Annotated in this window: 15 protein-coding genes; 8 read left to right on the top strand and 7 right to left on the bottom strand. The window is 60.6% G+C overall.

Annotated features, from left to right (window positions below):
- Positions 1–7 precede the first annotated feature (7 nt).
- The gene (locus Q7F16_RS23990; RefSeq protein WP_409556592.1) at positions 8–982 is read right to left on the bottom strand and encodes a GGDEF domain-containing protein; all 975 of its coding nucleotides are present in this window, start codon (positions 980–982) and stop codon (positions 8–10) included.
- Positions 983–1,120: 138 nt separating this feature from the next.
- Between Q7F16_RS23990 and Q7F16_RS23985 the strand changes: the two genes are divergently transcribed.
- Entirely contained in the window at positions 1,121–1,945 is an 825-nt protein-coding gene (locus tag Q7F16_RS23985) for a helix-turn-helix transcriptional regulator (protein WP_046063965.1), read from the top strand.
- Positions 1,946–2,124: 179 nt separating this feature from the next.
- Here Q7F16_RS23985 and Q7F16_RS23980 read toward each other — a convergent pair whose 3' ends face one another.
- Positions 2,125–2,712: a LysE family translocator gene (locus Q7F16_RS23980; RefSeq protein WP_046063966.1), complete on the bottom strand. Its 588-nt coding sequence runs from the start codon at positions 2,710–2,712 to the stop codon at positions 2,125–2,127.
- A 174-nt stretch (positions 2,713–2,886) separates the two neighbouring features.
- Between Q7F16_RS23980 and Q7F16_RS23975 the strand changes: the two genes are divergently transcribed.
- A complete protein-coding gene (locus Q7F16_RS23975; RefSeq protein WP_409556591.1) occupies positions 2,887–4,341 on the top strand; it encodes a TrkH family potassium uptake protein in 1,455 nt (484 codons plus the stop codon).
- 77 nt (positions 4,342–4,418) lie between these two features.
- On the opposite strand, the gene Q7F16_RS23970 is transcribed toward Q7F16_RS23975, so the two are convergent.
- On the bottom strand, positions 4,419–4,901 hold the full coding sequence (locus Q7F16_RS23970) for a hypothetical protein (RefSeq protein ID WP_046063968.1): 483 nt from the start codon (positions 4,899–4,901) through the stop codon (positions 4,419–4,421).
- Between the two features lie 146 nt (positions 4,902–5,047).
- Here Q7F16_RS23970 and Q7F16_RS23965 point away from each other — a divergent pair, with 146 nt between their 5' ends.
- The 4 genes from Q7F16_RS23965 (at position 5,048) to Q7F16_RS23950 (ending at position 8,348) form a co-directional block, all read left to right on the top strand.
- On the top strand, positions 5,048–6,130 hold the full coding sequence (locus Q7F16_RS23965) for a bifunctional transcriptional activator/DNA repair enzyme AdaA (protein ID WP_046063969.1): 1,083 nt from the start codon (positions 5,048–5,050) through the stop codon (positions 6,128–6,130).
- Positions 6,131–6,153: 23 nt separating this feature from the next.
- Entirely contained in the window at positions 6,154–6,771 is a 618-nt protein-coding gene (locus Q7F16_RS23960; RefSeq protein WP_046064038.1) for a DNA-3-methyladenine glycosylase family protein, read from the top strand.
- A 198-nt stretch (positions 6,772–6,969) separates the two neighbouring features.
- The gene (locus tag Q7F16_RS23955) at positions 6,970–7,458 is read left to right on the top strand and encodes a GFA family protein (protein ID WP_046063970.1); all 489 of its coding nucleotides are present in this window, start codon (positions 6,970–6,972) and stop codon (positions 7,456–7,458) included.
- Between the two features lie 101 nt (positions 7,459–7,559).
- Entirely contained in the window at positions 7,560–8,348 is a 789-nt protein-coding gene (locus tag Q7F16_RS23950) for a MipA/OmpV family protein (RefSeq protein WP_409556590.1), read from the top strand.
- A gap of 30 nt (positions 8,349–8,378) precedes the next feature.
- Here Q7F16_RS23950 and Q7F16_RS23945 read toward each other — a convergent pair whose 3' ends face one another.
- The 3 genes from Q7F16_RS23945 to Q7F16_RS23935 all read right to left on the bottom strand — a co-directional run bounded on the left by Q7F16_RS23945 (position 8,379) and on the right by Q7F16_RS23935 (position 11,122).
- Positions 8,379–9,665 carry an ATP-binding protein gene (locus tag Q7F16_RS23945; RefSeq protein ID WP_046063971.1) on the bottom strand — a complete coding sequence of 429 codons (1,287 nt, stop codon included), beginning with the start codon at positions 9,663–9,665 and terminating at the stop codon, positions 8,379–8,381.
- Entirely contained in the window at positions 9,666–10,373 is a 708-nt protein-coding gene (locus Q7F16_RS23940) for a winged helix-turn-helix domain-containing protein (protein ID WP_046063972.1), read from the bottom strand.
- Between the two features lie 140 nt (positions 10,374–10,513).
- Positions 10,514–11,122 carry a tRNA-(ms[2]io[6]A)-hydroxylase gene (locus Q7F16_RS23935; protein ID WP_014337917.1) on the bottom strand — a complete coding sequence of 203 codons (609 nt, stop codon included), beginning with the start codon at positions 11,120–11,122 and terminating at the stop codon, positions 10,514–10,516.
- A gap of 178 nt (positions 11,123–11,300) precedes the next feature.
- Here Q7F16_RS23935 and Q7F16_RS23930 point away from each other — a divergent pair, with 178 nt between their 5' ends.
- Positions 11,301–12,164, top strand: coding sequence for a universal stress protein (locus tag Q7F16_RS23930; RefSeq protein ID WP_046063973.1), 864 nt, complete (start codon positions 11,301–11,303; stop codon positions 12,162–12,164).
- Between the two features lie 163 nt (positions 12,165–12,327).
- Here Q7F16_RS23930 and Q7F16_RS23925 read toward each other — a convergent pair whose 3' ends face one another.
- Positions 12,328–12,798, bottom strand: coding sequence for a DUF1289 domain-containing protein (locus Q7F16_RS23925; protein WP_003202781.1), 471 nt, complete (start codon positions 12,796–12,798; stop codon positions 12,328–12,330).
- 408 nt (positions 12,799–13,206) lie between these two features.
- On the opposite strand from Q7F16_RS23925, the gene acnB reads away from it, so the two are divergent.
- Entirely contained in the window at positions 13,207–15,816 is a 2,610-nt protein-coding gene (acnB, locus tag Q7F16_RS23920) for a bifunctional aconitate hydratase 2/2-methylisocitrate dehydratase (RefSeq protein ID WP_079305615.1), read from the top strand.
- Positions 15,817–16,365: the final 549 nt, after the last annotated feature.

The following is a 16,365-nucleotide window of genomic DNA, read 5'->3' as shown; positions in this document are numbered from 1 at the left end:
CACGGCATCACACTGGGCGATGGCGACGAAGCGCCTGCTTCTGCGCATACATCGCCGTATCTGCGTCAGCCAGCAGCGTGTCGATCGACTGATGGCGCTCGGCGTCGTACTCAATCTGGCCAACACTGAAACGAATGTCATAGCCTCGCTGCAACATCGCATTGCGCTCATCGAGGATTTCCTTGAGCCGCACCATGATTACCGCTGTCTCGACATGGGAAGAACCGGTGAGCAGCGCCACGAATTCATCACCGCCCAGGCGCCCGATCACGTCACTTTCGCGAAAGGCGATACGCAGCACATCGGCGAAGGTTTTCAGCGCGCTGTCACCCTCGGCATGTCCATAACGATCATTGATCGGCTTGAAGTCGTTGAGGTCGAAGAACAGCAACGTCGCCGGTCGCGACAGGCGATCACATACATTCAACGCATGCTGGGCCAACGTCCTGAAGCCGCGCCGATTGGATAACAGCGTCAGCTCGTCCATGCTCGCCATCTGCACCGCGACCATTTCCTGCTCGGCCATGCGCGCCAGATCGCGCAGCAGTTCGCGCTCTTCGTCATTGAGTTTGCGTGGCCGGGTGTCGAGCAGGCACAACGTGCCAAGCTTGCTGCCGTCCTCCAGCCCCAGCGGATGCCCGGCGTAGAAGCGAATGCCAGGCCTGTCCGTGACCAGGGGGTTGTCGTGGAAGCGCTCGTCCTGTTCCGCGTCGCAGATCTCCAGGATCTGGTCCTGCAAAATCGCGTGCCCACAGAAGGAAATCTCCCGCGGAGTTTCGCTGGCGTCCAGGCCCGCGCTGGACTTGAACCATTGCCGGTTGGCGTCTACCAGCGACACCAACGCGATGGGCACGTCAAACAGACGTCGGGCAAGGCGGGTCAGGCGGTCAAACCGCTCTTCGGGTGCGGTATCCAACAGCTTGAGCGAGTGCAGATTCTTGAGGCGAGCGGCTTCGTCGTCCGGTTTGCGTGGCACAAGCATCGGGAACTCCATTGGCAGGACTTCACGAAGTCTAGTCCAGGACCCCTGCCATTCAAACCGAACGGCTAAATCCAACGGGCATTTACCTGCCAGGGCTAATACACTGCCACTCAAGGTTCAAGACGAGGACGCTGACCGATGAAGCACGCCCCCCATGACGACGCCCCACGCTTCTGGCGCGACGCGGCCCTGCCCTTCATCGAAGCCCGGGCCATCGGCGATGGGCGCAAGGTCTGCTACTCGCGCCATTCCCATGACCACTTTTCCATCGGCGCGATCACCGCCGGGCGCAGCACCTATCTTCACGAACGCTCGAACTTCCAGGTGGAGAGCGGCACGGTGGTGCTGATGAACCCCGGCGACGTCCATGCGTGCAACCCGATCGACGATCAGCCGTGGTCCTACGTGATGTTGTACGTCGACACCCTGTGGCTCAGGGACCTGCAGCGCCGTATCGGCTTTGACGAAAACCTGGATTTCCAGGGCTTCGCCACCACGCACAGCCGCGACGCGGAACTGTTTGCCGCGTTGGGACGGCTGTATGAGCAATTGGTGGACGAGCAACTGGACACCGCCCACAAGCACGCCGCCGCCGAGGCGTTTTTCATTGACCTGCAACAACGGCTCAACCCTGCCGGACGTCCAGACCGGGGCAGCCATCCAGGGCTGATGCGTGCAGCACAATTCATCCACGACCATTGCAGCGAAGCCTTGAAGCTCGAAGACATCTGCATCGCCGCGCAACTGTCGCCGTCCTACCTGAGCCGAGCCTTCAAGCGCCATTACGGGATGACGCCCCACGCCTTCCTGGTCAACCGCCGGATCCAGTTTGCCCGGCACCAATTGCGTGAAGGCAAGTTGATCGCCGACGTGGCCCTGGACAGCGGGTTTGCCGACCAGGCGCATTTCCAGCGCGCCTTCAAGCAACACCTGGCGGCTACGCCCGGGCAATATCGCGGTTGATACTGTCCCCCCACCTTGTTTGGACCAAAAACAGGTGGACCTCTGTGGCGAGGGAGCTTGCTCCCGCTGGGCTACGCAGTAGCCCTCGATTCTGGGCGACTGCTGCGCAGTCGAGCGGGAGCAAGCTCCCTCGCCACAACAGCACTCGTCTCAAAAGCCCGGATTGCCGCCATTTCTGCTCACGGCAACAATAAATACACCGCACTGGCCACCAACAACACCGCCATCGCCCGATTGAACAGGCGCATGGTCGCCGGATTACCCAGCCAGGTGCGCAGAAAACTCCCGGCGTAGGCCCAGCAACCCACCGAGACGTAGCAGATCACCAGGTAGATCGCCGCAAACTGCCACACCAGCCGCGCCTCGCCATCGGCCACGAATGCCCCCATCCCAGCCACGCAGGCCAGCCACGCCTTGGGATTGAGCCATTGCATCAGCGCGCCATAGAACATCGAAGGCGCCCGCCCCTCGTCTTCGCCGCCCAGGTGCCCATTATCCATCGCCAGTTTCCAGGCCATGAACAACAGGAACGCCACGCCGCCCAATTGCACCACTCGTGTGAGACCAGGCCAGCGCTGCAACACTTCATGCAAGCCCAGCCCCATCAGCACCAGCAACAGGACAAACCCGAGGGTGGCCCCGGCGACATGGCGCAGGGTGGCACGAAACCCGTATCGGGCCCCGGAGCTGAGGGCAACGATATTGACCGGACCGGGTGTAATGGAAGCCACCAAAGCAAAAGTGGCCATGGAAAGTATCAAGCTCATCACTTATCTTCTTCATTCTAGGAAAGAGCCCCCAAGGTAGTGGGCCCGGCTCTGGTGGTATTGAAGAAAACTGCCTTGTCGACGAGCGCGACCGCTCATTTTTTTACGCAAACTTTACGCGCGGGTCGATTCACCAAATCGATACTGTGCGGCTCATTGAATCAGGCGTTATTCATGTCCATTGCGGTTCTGCGTCTCATCGGTTTCATCCTCGGCATTTTCCTGATTACCCTGGCGATCAGCATGGCGATTCCGCTGTTCACGCTGATGCTCTACGAGCGCAACGATGACTTGTCGGCGTTTCTCTGGTCGAGCCTGATTACCTTCGTCTGTGGTATCGCGCTGGTCGCCCGTGGACGACCGGAACATGTCCAGATGCGCCCCAGGGAAATGTACTTGCTGACAACCGCCAGCTGGGTGTTCGTGTGTGCCTTCGCCGCTCTGCCGATGGTGTTTATCCAACACATCAGTTACACCGACGCTTTTTTTGAAACGATGTCCGGCATCACGACCACAGGCTCGACCATTCTGACCGGGCTGGACACAGCGTCTCCCGGCCTGCTGATCTGGCGTTCGATGTTGCATTGGCTCGGTGGGATCGGCTTCATCGGCATGGCCGTGGCGATCCTGCCGCTGCTGCGGGTCGGCGGCATGCGGCTGTTCCAGACCGAATCATCGGATTGGTCGGAGAAAGTCACACCGCGCTCCCATGTCGCGGCGAACTACATCCTGTGGATCTATATCGGATTGACCGCCCTCGCCACCCTGGCCTTGTGGTTGGCCGGCATGACGCCCTTCGAGGCGATCAACCATGCAATGTCGTTGATTTCCACCGGGGGCTTCTCAACCTCCGATGCGTCCCTGGCGCACTGGCCTCAACCGGCTATTCATTGGGTATCAGTCGTTGTCATGATGGCCGGATCGCTACCCTTTACGCTGTATGTAGCGACACTGCGGGGAAACAGGCGCGCGTTGCTCAAGGATCAACAAGTTCGGGGGTTCATCGGATTTCTGGTCATTACCTGGCTCGTGGTGGGTACCTGGCTGAGCCTGAACAGCGACCATGAGTGGTGGGACGCGGTCCGCATCGTGGCCGTCAACGTTACCTCTGTCGTCACAACCACCGGCGTGGCGTTGGGTGACTACACGTTGTGGGGCAGTTTCGCCCTGTTGCTGTTCTTTTACTTGACGTTCGTTGGCGGCTGTTCGGGATCCACGGCCGGCGGGTTGAAAATCTTTCGCTTTCAAGTCGCCGGGGCGCTGCTCATGGGCAGCCTGAAACAACTGATCCACCCCAGGGCGGTGATCCGAAAAAAATACAACAACCACCCCATCGACGAAGAGATCGTCCGCTCGCTGCTGACGTTTTCGTTTTTCTTCACCATCACCATCGGCGCTATCGCCCTGGGGCTGGCGCTGATCGGCCTGGACTGGACAACAGCCTTGACCGGCGCGGCCACCGCCGTGTGCAACGTCGGTCCCGGACTGGGTACGATCATCGGGCCGGCGGGCAACTTCTCGACGCTGCCGGATTCGGCCAAATGGCTGCTGACCATTGGCATGCTGCTGGGGCGACTGGAAATCCTGACGGTACTGGTGTTGTTCACGCCGGTGTTCTGGAAGTATTGACGACTTCGGGCAAGGCGAAACAGACAAACAAAAAGCCGCGACGCCCTGAACAGGCGTCGCGGCTTTTTTTCAAGCGATCAGCGGTCGTTCTTGATCGAAGAGCTGGTCGCGTTGGTCAGGCCCTTGGTGTTGTGGGTACCTGGGGTAGCGGTGGATATCGCCGACGCCTTGGTCAGGCCGCGTGTATCACGGTCCTTGGCGATGGTCGAAGTCAGCGAGGACTTGCTGGTGCGATCGGTGCGGGTAGTGCCAGTGTGCTTGCCGCTCAGGCCATGATCGCGGGTGCGGGTGCCGACATGGTCGCTGGCCAGTCCTTTGCCAAGGCCGCTGGAGTCACTGGACTTGCCATTGCCCTGCCCTCCGCCGATGCCACCACCGTGGCCGCCGCCGTTTCCTCCACCGTGACCGCCACCCCCACCATTGCCACCACCACCGCCGCCGCCATTGCCTGCGGCATAGCTCGAACCGATAGGCGACAGGTCGGCAGGCAGCAAGGCCGAGGCACCAAGGGCCAAGGCACAGACAGCAACGGCAATGAGGGATTTCTTATGTTTGGACATGATGTCTCCGAAAGACAAAAACAACGGTTGAACCTTTAAGACTCAAAGGTTCCACTTTTGTTCGTGAGCATCCGACCAAGTGCCCGGAGAATTCCCTGTCGATTTTTCGGTGGAGTCGTCCCGGGCACGGTTCTATGCTCAGCCCCATGAACCTACACGACTCGCTGCTCCCGCCCCATGCCGAGATGGTCCGCGCCATGCTCGAACGAGACACCGCCTACGAGGGGGTGTTCTTCACTGCGGTCAAGACCACCGGCATTTTCTGCCGCCCCAGTTGTACCGCGCGCAAGCCGAAGCCGGAGAACGTGGAGTTCTTCGCCCATGCCGACGAAGCCATGTCGGCCGGCTACCGGGCTTGTCTGCGCTGCAAGCCGCTGGACGCCGCCGCCATCGCACCCGACTGGATCCAGGCCCTGCTCAAAACCGTGGACGCCGAACCCGACCTGCGCTGGACCGACGCCCTTCTGCTGGAGCAAGGCATCGAACCGCTGAAATTGCGGCGCTGGTTCAAGCAACATTTCGGCATGACCTTTCACGCCTACCTACGTACCCGCCGCCTGGGCATTGCCCTGGGCGGCATCAAGGACGGCACGTCCATCGATAATGCCGCGTTCGATTCCGGCTATGAATCGTTGAGCGGGTTTCGTGAGGCCTTCGTGAAATCCTTCCACATCACCCCGGGTCGCGCTGCCCTCAGCGAACCCTTGCTGTTCACCCGCCTGACCACACCGCTGGGTCCCATGCTGGCCATGGCCGAACGACGGGGCCTGGTGCTGCTGGAGTTCCTCGACCGTCCGGCCCTGACCAAGGAGCTGGAAGAGCTGCAGCAACGCTACGGCTACACCGTTGCGCCGGGGCACAACGCTCATTTGCAGCAGATCGAAACCGAACTGGCCGAGTATTTCGCCGGCAAACTCACAGTCTTCAACGTCCCGTTGCACATGCCTGGCAGCGCCTTCGCCGGGCGGGTCTGGGCTGAACTGCAAAAGATCCCCTACGGCGAAACCCGCAGCTATGGTGGCGTCGCCACGGCCCTCGGCAGCCCTGGTGCCAGCCGCGCCGTGGGCCTGGCCAACGGGCAGAATCGCCTGGCCATCGTCATTCCCTGCCACCGGGTGATCGGCGCGGATGGCTCGTTGACCGGCTATGGTGGCGGACAACCGCGCAAGGCGTTTCTGCTGCGGCTGGAAAAAGCCGCCGTGCAGGTTTCGCTGCCCCTGGCGTTTTGAACGCCCTGGAGAACGAACACCTGATGCCTGTGCCCTACCACGACGCCAGCGCCTTGCTGGCAAGCCTCGATGAAGACTGGCGACGTCACGTCGAGACGATCGGACCTTGCCTGCTGCAGCCCAAGCCGGCCCGCGATCCCTATGAAGCCTTGGTGCGGGCGATTGCCTACCAGCAACTGCACGCCAAGGCAGGCGATGCGATTCTGGGTCGGCTGCTGGCGTTGTTCACGCCGGGCTCGTTTCCCAGGCCTGAGCAGATACTGGCAACGGACTTTGCGCAACTGCGCAGCTGCGGATTTTCCGCCGGCAAGATCGCGACTATCCAGGGCATCGCCCAGGCGACGCTGGACGCCATCGTGCCGGATTACGCCACAGCGCGGGCGATGGAGGACGAAGCATTGATCGAGCGCCTGATCAGCTTGCGTGGCGTCGGACGCTGGACCGTGGAGATGCTGCTGATCTACAGCCTGGAGCGACCAGACATCCTGCCGGCCGATGACTTTGGCGTACGCGAAGGCTATCGACGGCTCAAGGGCTTGGCGCAACAGCCCAGCCGCAGGCAGATGGTTGAGATCGGCCTGGCCTGGAGCCCTTATCGGACTGTGGCGGCGTGGTATTTGTGGCGGGTGCCCGGCCGCTAGACCGTGTCATCGTTCATCGCGAGCAAGCTCGCTCCCACAGTTGATCTTCAGTGTCCACAAATTGTATCTACACAGAAAATCCCCTGTGGGAGCGAGCTTGCTCGCGAAGGCGGTCGCATGGTCACCTTCAATTCAACTGTCAAGACACAAACTGTCTAGGCTGTACTGAGTCATTTCCAATCCCACTGGAGGTTCCCCATGCAATTAGAAGGATCCTGCCACTGCGGCGCGGTGTCGTTCACCCTCGACAGTGCCCACCCCTATCCTTACCAGCGCTGCTACTGCTCGATCTGTCGCAAGACCCAGGGCGGTGGCGGCTTTGCGATCAACCTGGGGGGCGATGCCCGAAGCCTGAAAGTGCGCGGTCGCAAGCACATCTCGATCTACCATGCGCGACTCAAGGACGAAGACGATAAACGCGCCCGCCGCAGCAGTGCCGAACGGCACTTCTGTGCCCTGTGCGGTTCAGGGCTATGGCTGTTCAGCCCCGAATGGCCGGACCTGGTTCACCCGTTTGCCTCGGCCATCGACACACCGCTGCCGGTACCGCCGGAGCACACCCACCTGATGCTCGGCTCCAAGGCACCGTGGGTGGAAGTCGAGGCGCATCCCGGCGACCAGCAGTTCGACTTTTATCCTGAGGAATCCATTGCCCAGTGGCATGAACGCCTGGATTTGAGTCGTTAGGTCGCTTCACACTCTTTGACAATTTCCCGACAAAACTGTCAAAGATTGCCCGTCGGCAACTGCCTAGCATGGGCGCATCCAACTTCCATCCGGGTGCTCCCATGTTCCGTTCGCTGTGTCTGTCGTTGACTTCATGTGGCCTGCTTCTGCTCTGCGACTCATCGCAAGCCGAAGACTGGCGTTACAGCTTGCGGGCCGGCGCCGCCAGCGTGCCCCGTTACAGTGGCAGTGACGAACGCGTCGTGGCGCCACTGTTGGGCGCGAAGATCGTCAGCCCCTATGGCGTTTTTCTCGATACCGACAAGGGCGTGGGCTGGGCGTTTGACGAAGAGGACTTCGGTTTGCGCGTGTACATCGGTGCCAGCGATGTGCGCAAGGATCGCAAGCGCGGGTTCAAAGGCTCGGATGAACTCAACGGCATGGGCTCGATCAAGTCCAGGCCGGTGCTGGGGCTGGATGGGACCTATCAAATGGGGCCTATCGTCCTTGAGGCCAGCTTCGAACATGCGCTGGAAGAAGATGACGACAACCGTGATACCGGCTCCGCCTGGAACCGGCTGAAACTGAGCATCAGCATGCCGCTTTACGAGGGAAGCCATGGCAAGCTCATGGGCAGCCTCAACAGTCAGTTTGGCGACGGCGACTATGTCCGTACCTGGTATGGCGTCAGCGCCGCCCAGGCTTCGCGCAGTCAGTTCCGGGCCCACGACACCCATGGCGGGCTGGTGAGTCGCGGGGCGGACTTGACCTGGTCATTACCGCTCGACGAACAGTGGAGCGTATCGACGGTGCTGGCCGTGCAGTACCTGGCCGGCGACGCAGCCCGCAGTCCGATTGTGGAGCGACGGATGCAAGCGTCGTTGGTCGGACAGGTGGTTTATTCCTTCTGAAGAGAAGGCTCCCTCGCCAATGCGCCCGATCTAATCAAGGTGCGCCCAGGTCAGGCGAAACGATGCTCCGCCCCAGGGCGAGTCCGTCACTTCCACGTGGCCGCGATGAGATTGCGACACCCGTCGCACCAGCGCCAGGCCCAGGCCAAAACCCCCGGTGCGACGGTCGCGGCTGGCGTCCAGGCGCGCGAACGGCTCGAAGATCTTCTCCCGACCGTCCAGCGGCACACCCGGCCCGTCGTCGTTGACCCGCACTTCATAATGATCACCCGCACGCGTCAATGACACCTGCACTCGCTCATCAGCGTAGCGAATGGCATTGCGCAGCAAATTGATCACCGCACGAGCCATGAAGCGTGGCTCAATACGAACCACCTCGACCGGACACTCGCAAATCAATAGCTGTACCCCGGCGGCCTCCGCCTCCAACGCCACACTGCCCACCACGCTGTCGAGCCAATCGCGCGCCTGGATGTCCTCACGGACAATCACCGTGGCGCCCTGCTCAAGGCTGGCATAAGTCAGCAGCTCGGAGACCATTTCTTCCAGCTCGCCGAGATCGGCGTACATGTCGTCAATCAACTCGCGGTTCTGACTCGGATCGGGCTGCTGCTTGAGTTGATCCAGTTCAAACGACAAGCGTGCAATGGGCGTGCGCAGCTCATGGGACACCGCATTGGTGAGCTCGCGTTGATTGGCGATCAGGCCCTCGATGCGCGCCGCCATCAAGTTGAAATGCTCGGCCAGGTCGCGAATGTTCGAACGCTTGGACAGCTGAATACGCACCGACAGATCGTTGCCGCCAAAGCGCTCGGCCGCCAGGCGCAGTTTCTCCAGGTCGCGCCAGTGAGGTCGTACCCAGAAGAACAGCACGAAACCGATCATGATCGCGATCATCAGGTAGGCCACGGCGATATAGAACGGCATCAGGCTCGGCTCTGCCGGCAGCTTGATGCTCAGTAGCTGCGAACCGTCGTCAATGCGCGAGATGAACTGTGTGTACTGCTCACGCATCACCACACGCCCCTGGGCCAACTCGGCTTGCTCCTGAGGGGTCAGGGCCACCTGATCGCGCTCGACCAAGGCCAGGCCCAAGCCGTAGTGAGGCCGCACGGTTTCCAATTGTCGCTCCCGGGCCGAACCGTCCAGGCCGCGCAGTTGCTCGACCAATGACCAGGCCTGACCACGAACCGCCTCTTGGTTGTAATGCTGCATCTCACCGTCAAGAAGCGCATCGAAGGTGCGATCAACCGTTTGCAACGCCAGCACCAAGCCAATTGTCATGACCAGGAACAACCCCAGGAATAACCGCAGCATCTACAGCTCCCACCCAAACGGATTGAACAGGTAACCCTTGCCCCAGACAGTTTTGATCCGCATCGGCTCCCGGGGATTGTCGTTGAGCTTGGCCCGCAGCTTGCTGACATAGACATCGACGCCACGGTTGAGACCATCGAAGGCAATGCCACGCATGCGGTTGAGAATGTCATCGCGCGACAGGATCTTGCCTGCCGCGCTTGCCAGCAGCCACAACAGCTCGAACTCCATGGTGGTCAGCTCGACCAAGTCACCGGCCAGGCGCACCTCCCGACTGCTGCGGTCGATGGATAATCGTCCGAACTCAAGGGCACCGCGCACGGTGGTATCTGGCAATTGCCGACGTTGCAGCGCCCGCAGGCGGGCCAGGAGTACCGCAGGCTTGATGGGCTTGATCACATAGTCGTCAGCACCGGATTCCAGGCCGAGGATATGGTCGACGTCATCTTCCTTGGCCGTCAGGATCACGATCGGGGTATCGGCGACGTTGCGGATCCCACGGCACACCTGCAACCCACTCTGCCCCGGCAGCATCAAGTCGAGCACCACCACTTTGGGCTCGAATGCCAGAAACGCCGCCAGCGCCAGGTCGCCTCGGTGCTCGATACGCACCTCGAAGCCATGTTGAGAGAGGAAGTGCGCGATCAGCCCGGCGAGCCTTTCGTCATCCTCCACCAGCAACACTTTGCCCGAACCCAGGTTATCCATAACAACCGCCTGCCAACCCATAATTGAAGTGGCCGCATTATGGCGCCAACCGACCACGGGACGGGTAATGCAGACAGCAAAAACCGGCCTCATGGGCCGGTTTTCAACGAAGTTTCATGTTTTTAAGAGTTTTTAACAATTCAGGCCGAAATCGGCACACCACTGTGAAACCGAAACTCCACATCCGGTGATTCGATCAGTTCCCGCTCGGCGTCACGGACCTTGTCGATCACCTGGGCAATGTCCTTGGCATCGCCATACTGGTAAGCCAGTTTCAGGTAACCCTGGAAATGCCGGGCTTCGCTTTTCAGCAAGCCGAAATAGAACTTGCCCAGTTCCTCGTCCAGATGCGGCACCAGGGCCTCGAAACGCTCGCAACTGCGGGCCTCGATGAAGGCGCCGACCACCAGAGTGTCCACCAACTTGACCGGTTCGTGACTGCGTACCACCTTGCGCAGCCCCGAGGCATAACGCCCGGCGGAGAGCTGGCGCAAACCGATCTTGCGCTTTTTCATCAAGCGCATGACCTGCTCGTGATGCACCAGCTCTTCCCGGGCCAGACGTGACATCAGATTGATCAGATCGACGTGGGAATGGTATTTGGCGATCAGGCTCAGGGCGGTGCTGGCCGCCTTGAATTCGCAGTTCTTGTGGTCGATCAGCATCGTTTCCTGATCCGCCAGTGCGGCCTGGACCCAGGCATCGGGGGTGCGGCAACCAAGGAATTCGTGAATTTCGGGAAGATTCATGGGGCTCACGGGAAAAGGTAGTCGAGCGAAGGGCGCCGATTATACCGGCCTGCCCCCAGACCACCAGCCACCGCCGTTGATATGCATCAAGTCGAAGACTCATCCACAACAACTAGACTGCCTCACAACAACTATAGTTGAGCAACGCCAGCCTTTTCATTGCAGGAGAACGCCGATCATGCAAGCCATTCGCAGCATCCTGGTGGTTATTGAGCCCGAACATTCGGAAAGCCTGGCGCTCAAGCGCGCCAAACTGATCGCCGGGGTGACCCAGGCCCACCTGCATCTGCTGGTGTGCGACAAAAAGCATGACCATGCCGGCCTGCTCGGCGTGCTGAAGGCCGCACTGCTGGCCGACGGCTACAGCGTCACCACCGAGCAGGCCTGGAATGAAAGCCTCCACGAAACCATCATTGATGTGCAGCAGGCTGAAGGTTGCGGGCTGGTGATCAAACAGCACTTCCCCGACAGCCCACTGAAAAAAGCCCTGCTGACCCCGGCGGACTGGAAGCTGCTACGCCATTGCCCAACCCCGGTGCTGCTGGTGAAAACCGCCGGCTCCTGGAAAGACAAGGTGATCCTGGCGGCCGTCGACGTAGGCAATGCCGATGGCGAGCATCGCCACCTGCACACCACCATCATCGATCATGGCTATGACATCGCCCTCCTCGCCAAGGCGCACCTGCATGTGATCAGCGCCCACCCCTCGCCGATGCTCTCGTCCGCCGACCCGACGTTCCAGCTCAAGGAGACCATCGAGGCCCGTTATCGCGAACAATGCCGGGCGTTCCAGGCCGAATTCGACATCGATGACCAGCACCTGCACGTTGAAGAAGGTCCGGCGGACGTCTTGATTCCGTACATGGCGCGCAGACTGCAGGCGGCGGTGACAGTGATCGGCACCGTGGCCCGCTCGGGGTTGTCCGGGGTGCTGATCGGCAACACCGCCGAAGCCGTGCTCGACACGCTGGAAAGCGACGTGCTGGTGCTCAAGCCGCAGGAGGTCGAGGACCATCTGGTGGAGTTGGCGGTCAAGGAATAAACAGACCCTGGCTATAGGCTCTTGTGGCGAGGGAGCTTGCTCCCGCTGGGTTGCGAAGCGACCCTCGCTCTTGATCTTAAAAGTTTCTGGTTCTGAAAAATCCAGGCGTCTGCTGCGCAGCCGAGCGGGAGCAAGCTCCCTCGCCACAAAAGCTCTCGGCCTGTCAGCCGCCAATCGCGTCTTTCAGGAACCCCGGCGCGATATAGCGCTGGTAATGGGCTTCGGACAGAAGGAAAAACTCCCGATCAATGGCATCGCGCAGATCCGGCAGATCCCAGTCGCGAAACTCCGGCATCAGCACCATGCCGTAGGCCTCCAGGTTGTTGATCACCCGCGCGCCCCGGGCGATCAACTGATAGGCCCAGCAATATTCCGACTGGTGCGGCACAAAGCGGATCTTGCGCGACTCCAGTTGCTGGCGCAGCAATACCGGGTCGAAAACCTCCAACTTGGCCACCATCACCTGCACCAACAGCTGCTCGAGCCGCATCCACACCGCGCGTTTCTCGTCCTCGTTGTAGCCGTTCCAGTGAATCACTTCATGGTGGAACCGCTTGCAGCCACGGCACACCAGGTCACCGTAGACAGTGGAGCAAAGGCCGACGCAGGGGGTCTTGATGAGCTGGTTGGGCATAAGGAAACGCACACGCAAAAGCAGGACAGGTCGGCATGTTAGCCCTTTGTCTAAGATTGATCACCCCTCAAACTTCCAGGCCCAACTTACCTTTAATTTTTTTTTCCCGTAGAATCAGCCAGCCTTTTAAGGCGCCAATGTCCGTTAGAAGCTGTTTTCAAAGCGTCACGAGCACAGTCGTTCCTTCAGAGCGGTGTTGGCGAAGGGTCTTTCCAGCGGGGAAAGCCCAACGCCAACCCTCATCAGCTCCCCGTTCTGCAGGCGTAAAACTTTGAAAGCAGCTTCTGTGAGGAACGTGCGGAAACTCTGGCGTGGTGGCTCAAAAAGCCGCCGACGCGCATGAGTACCGTGGGTTCCTGGATGAGCGTCCCGGACACCCATTTGGGACCACTGATGAGGGTAATAACTGTGCTTGAAGCCTACCGCAAACATATCGAAGAGCGTGCAGCCCTGGGTATCGTTCCCCAGCCGCTTAACGCCGAACAAACCGCAGGCCTGATCGAGCTGCTGAAAAATCCTCCGGCTGGCGAAGAAGCTTTCCTCGTTGACCTGATCACCAATCGCGTTCCGCCTGGAGTCGACGAGGCTGCCTACGTCAAGGCCGGCTTCCTGTCCGCCCTGGCCAAGGGCCAGGCCCAATCCCCTCTGCTGGACAAGAAGCGCGCCGTTGAACTGCTCGGCACCATGCAGGGCGGCTACAACATCGTGACCCTGGTGGAACTGCTGGACGACGCCGAACTGGCGCCGGTAGCCGCCAAGGAACTCAAGCACACCCTGCTGATGTTCGATGCCTTCCACGACGTGGCTGAAAAAGCCAAGAACGGCAACGCTCACGCCCAGGCCGTGCTGCAATCCTGGGCCGACGGCGAGTGGTTCAAGAACCGCCCGGTGCTGGCCGACAAGATCAGCCTGCGGGTGTTCAAGGTCACCGGCGAAACCAACACCGACGACCTGTCCCCTGCCCCGGACGCCTGGTCCCGCCCGGACATCCCGCTGCACGCCCTGGCCATGCTGAAAATGGCCCGTGACGGCATCGTTCCGGACGAGCAAGGCAAGACCGGCCCGATGAAGCAGATCGAGGAAATGCGCGGCCAGGGTTTCCCGATCGCCTACGTCGGTGACGTGGTCGGTACCGGTTCCTCGCGTAAATCGGCAACCAACTCGGTGCTGTGGTTCTTCGGCGACGACGTTCCTTTCGTTCCAAACAAGCGCGCCGGTGGTTTCTGCTTCGGCAGCAAAATCGCTCCGATCTTCTACAACACCATGGAAGATGCCGGCGCACTGCCTATCGAGTTCGACGTTTCGAACATGAACATGGGCGACGTGATCGACCTGTACCCGCATGCCGGCAAAGTCTGCAAGCACGGTACCGATGAAGTCCTGACCACCTTCGAAATGAAGACCCCGGTCCTGTTGGACGAAGTCCGTGCCGGCGGCCGTATTCCGCTGATCATTGGCCGTGGCCTGACCGAGAAGGCTCGCGCCGAGCTGGGCCTGCCAGCGTTCGACCTGTTCAAGAAGCCTGAAGCACCCGCTGAAAGCACCAAGGGTTTCACCCTGGCGCAGAAGATGGTCGGCAAGGCTTGCGGTCTGGCAGAAGGCCAAGGCGTCCGTCCTGGTACCTACTGCGAACCGAAAATGACCACCGTGGGCTCCCAGGACACCACCGGTCCAATGACCCGTGACGAACTGAAAGACCTGGCGTGCCTGGGCTTCTCGGCTGACCTGGTGATGCAGTCCTTCTGCCACACCGCGGCCTATCCAAAGCCGATCGACGTGACCACCCACCACACCCTGCCTGACTTCATCATGACCCGCGGCGGCGTTTCCCTGCGTCCGGGCGACGGCATCATCCACTCGTGGCTGAACCGCATGCTGCTGCCAGACACCGTGGGTACCGGTGGTGACTCGCACACCCGTTTCCCGATGGGCATCTCGTTCCCGGCCGGTTCCGGCCTGGTCGCGTTCGCCGCTGCCACCGGCGTCATGCCGCTGGACATGCCGGAATCGATCCTGGTGCGTTTCAAAGGCAAAATGAAACCTGGCATCACCCTGCGTGACCTGGTTCATGCCATTCCGTACTTCGCCATCCAGAACGGTCTGTTGACCGTCGAGAAGAAAGGCAAGAAAAACGCCTTCTCCGGCCGCATCCTGGAAATCGAAGGCCTGGAAGGCTTGACCTTGGAACAGGCTTTCGAACTGTCCGACGCCTCGGCCGAACGCTCGGCTGCCGGTTGCACCATCAAGCTGTCGAAAGAGTCGATCACCGAGTACCTGCAATCCAACGTCACCCTGCTGCGCTGGATGATCGGCGAAGGCTACGGTGATGCACGTACCCTGGAACGTCGCGCCCAAGCGATGGAAGCCTGGATCGCCAACCCGCAACTGATGGAAGCCGATGCCGACGCCGAATACGCCGAAGTCATCGAAATCGACCTGGCCGACATCAGCGAGCCTGTGCTCTGCGCACCAAACGATCCGGACGACGCCCGTCTGCTGTCCAGCGTTGCTGGCGAGAAGATCGACGAAGTGTTCATCGGTTCGTGCATGACCAACATCGGTCACTTCCGCGCTGCCGGTAAGCTGCTGGAGCAGGTCAAGGGCCAGCTGCCAACCCGTCTGTGGCTGTCGCCGCCGACCAAGATGGACGCTCACCAGCTCACCGAAGAAGGCTACTACGGCATCTACGGCAAGGCCGGTGCACGGATGGAAATGCCAGGCTGCTCGCTGTGCATGGGTAACCAGGCACGCGTCGAGCCGAACTCCACCGTGGTGTCGACTTCGACTCGTAACTTCCCGAACCGTCTGGGTGACGGCGCGAACGTCTACCTGGCTTCGGCCGAACTGGCGTCCGTTGCTTCGATCCTGGGTCGCCTGCCGACCGTCGAGGAGTACATGGAATACGCTGGCAAGATCGACAGCATGGCTGCGGACGTGTACCGCTACCTGAGCTTCGACCAGATCGCCGAGTTCCGTGAAGCGGCTGCAAACGCCAACATCCCGGTCGTTCAAGCCTAAAGCTTAAAACGCCCGACTGAAAACGCCGCCCTTCTTGCGAGGGGCGGCGTTTTTTTATGCCTGTCTATTTGAGGGGAAGTGCCTTTTTTTGGGGACATATCCGTTGCTGCGGTAACGGCTGCTTAGGGTTCCGCCCTGACGGCGGCTCACTTTTGAAAAGCGCAAAAGTAAGCAAAACGCTCTTGCCCCACCACTCGGTGCCTCGCCTAGGCTCGGCATGCCCTCACTCCGGCATTGCTCCGTGGGCCCGCCGCGAAGGGCCATCCATGGCCCAGCGCGGCTATCCCGGCATCCATGCCGGGATGCCCACTGCGCAATGCCTGCGTTCGGCCAGCGTGGTTTAACGGGGCGTCCAGATCAACATCCACGCCGAGGCGGCCTAGTAGCCGACCTGGCTCTCCTGCTCGTACACCCATCAGATCTGTGGGAGCAAAGCTTGCTCGCGAGGCGGCCTAACAGCCGGCCTTTTTCTGGCGGCTCTACTTTGATCCAACTGTGGGAGCGAGCTTGCTCGCGATGAGGCCAGCACATCGAACCTCACCGCAAACT

The sequence above is a fragment of the Pseudomonas sp. Lb2C2 genome, assembly GCF_052112205.1.
Classification (GTDB): domain Bacteria; phylum Pseudomonadota; class Gammaproteobacteria; order Pseudomonadales; family Pseudomonadaceae; genus Aquipseudomonas; species Aquipseudomonas kilonensis.
The sequence above is the reverse complement of the archived record's forward strand: the minus strand, read 5'-3'. Positions and strand labels throughout refer to the sequence as shown.

Coding starts and splice junctions, on each gene's coding strand:
- Q7F16_RS23990 (WP_409556592.1), bottom strand. CDS start 982: ATGCTTGTGCCACGCAAACCGGACGACGAAGCCGCTCGCCTCAAGAAT.
- Q7F16_RS23985 (WP_046063965.1), top strand. CDS start 1,121: ATGAAGCACGCCCCCCATGACGACGCCCCACGCTTCTGGCGCGACGCG.
- Q7F16_RS23980 (WP_046063966.1), bottom strand. CDS start 2,712: ATGAGCTTGATACTTTCCATGGCCACTTTTGCTTTGGTGGCTTCCATT.
- Q7F16_RS23975 (WP_409556591.1), top strand. CDS start 2,887: ATGTCCATTGCGGTTCTGCGTCTCATCGGTTTCATCCTCGGCATTTTC.
- Q7F16_RS23970 (WP_046063968.1), bottom strand. CDS start 4,901: ATGTCCAAACATAAGAAATCCCTCATTGCCGTTGCTGTCTGTGCCTTG.
- Q7F16_RS23965 (WP_046063969.1), top strand. CDS start 5,048: ATGAACCTACACGACTCGCTGCTCCCGCCCCATGCCGAGATGGTCCGC.
- Q7F16_RS23960 (WP_046064038.1), top strand. CDS start 6,154: ATGCCTGTGCCCTACCACGACGCCAGCGCCTTGCTGGCAAGCCTCGAT.
- Q7F16_RS23955 (WP_046063970.1), top strand. CDS start 6,970: ATGCAATTAGAAGGATCCTGCCACTGCGGCGCGGTGTCGTTCACCCTC.
- Q7F16_RS23950 (WP_409556590.1), top strand. CDS start 7,560: ATGTTCCGTTCGCTGTGTCTGTCGTTGACTTCATGTGGCCTGCTTCTG.
- Q7F16_RS23945 (WP_046063971.1), bottom strand. CDS start 9,665: ATGCTGCGGTTATTCCTGGGGTTGTTCCTGGTCATGACAATTGGCTTG.
- Q7F16_RS23940 (WP_046063972.1), bottom strand. CDS start 10,373: ATGGATAACCTGGGTTCGGGCAAAGTGTTGCTGGTGGAGGATGACGAA.
- Q7F16_RS23935 (WP_014337917.1), bottom strand. CDS start 11,122: ATGAATCTTCCCGAAATTCACGAATTCCTTGGTTGCCGCACCCCCGAT.
- Q7F16_RS23930 (WP_046063973.1), top strand. CDS start 11,301: ATGCAAGCCATTCGCAGCATCCTGGTGGTTATTGAGCCCGAACATTCG.
- Q7F16_RS23925 (WP_003202781.1), bottom strand. CDS start 12,798: ATGCCCAACCAGCTCATCAAGACCCCCTGCGTCGGCCTTTGCTCCACT.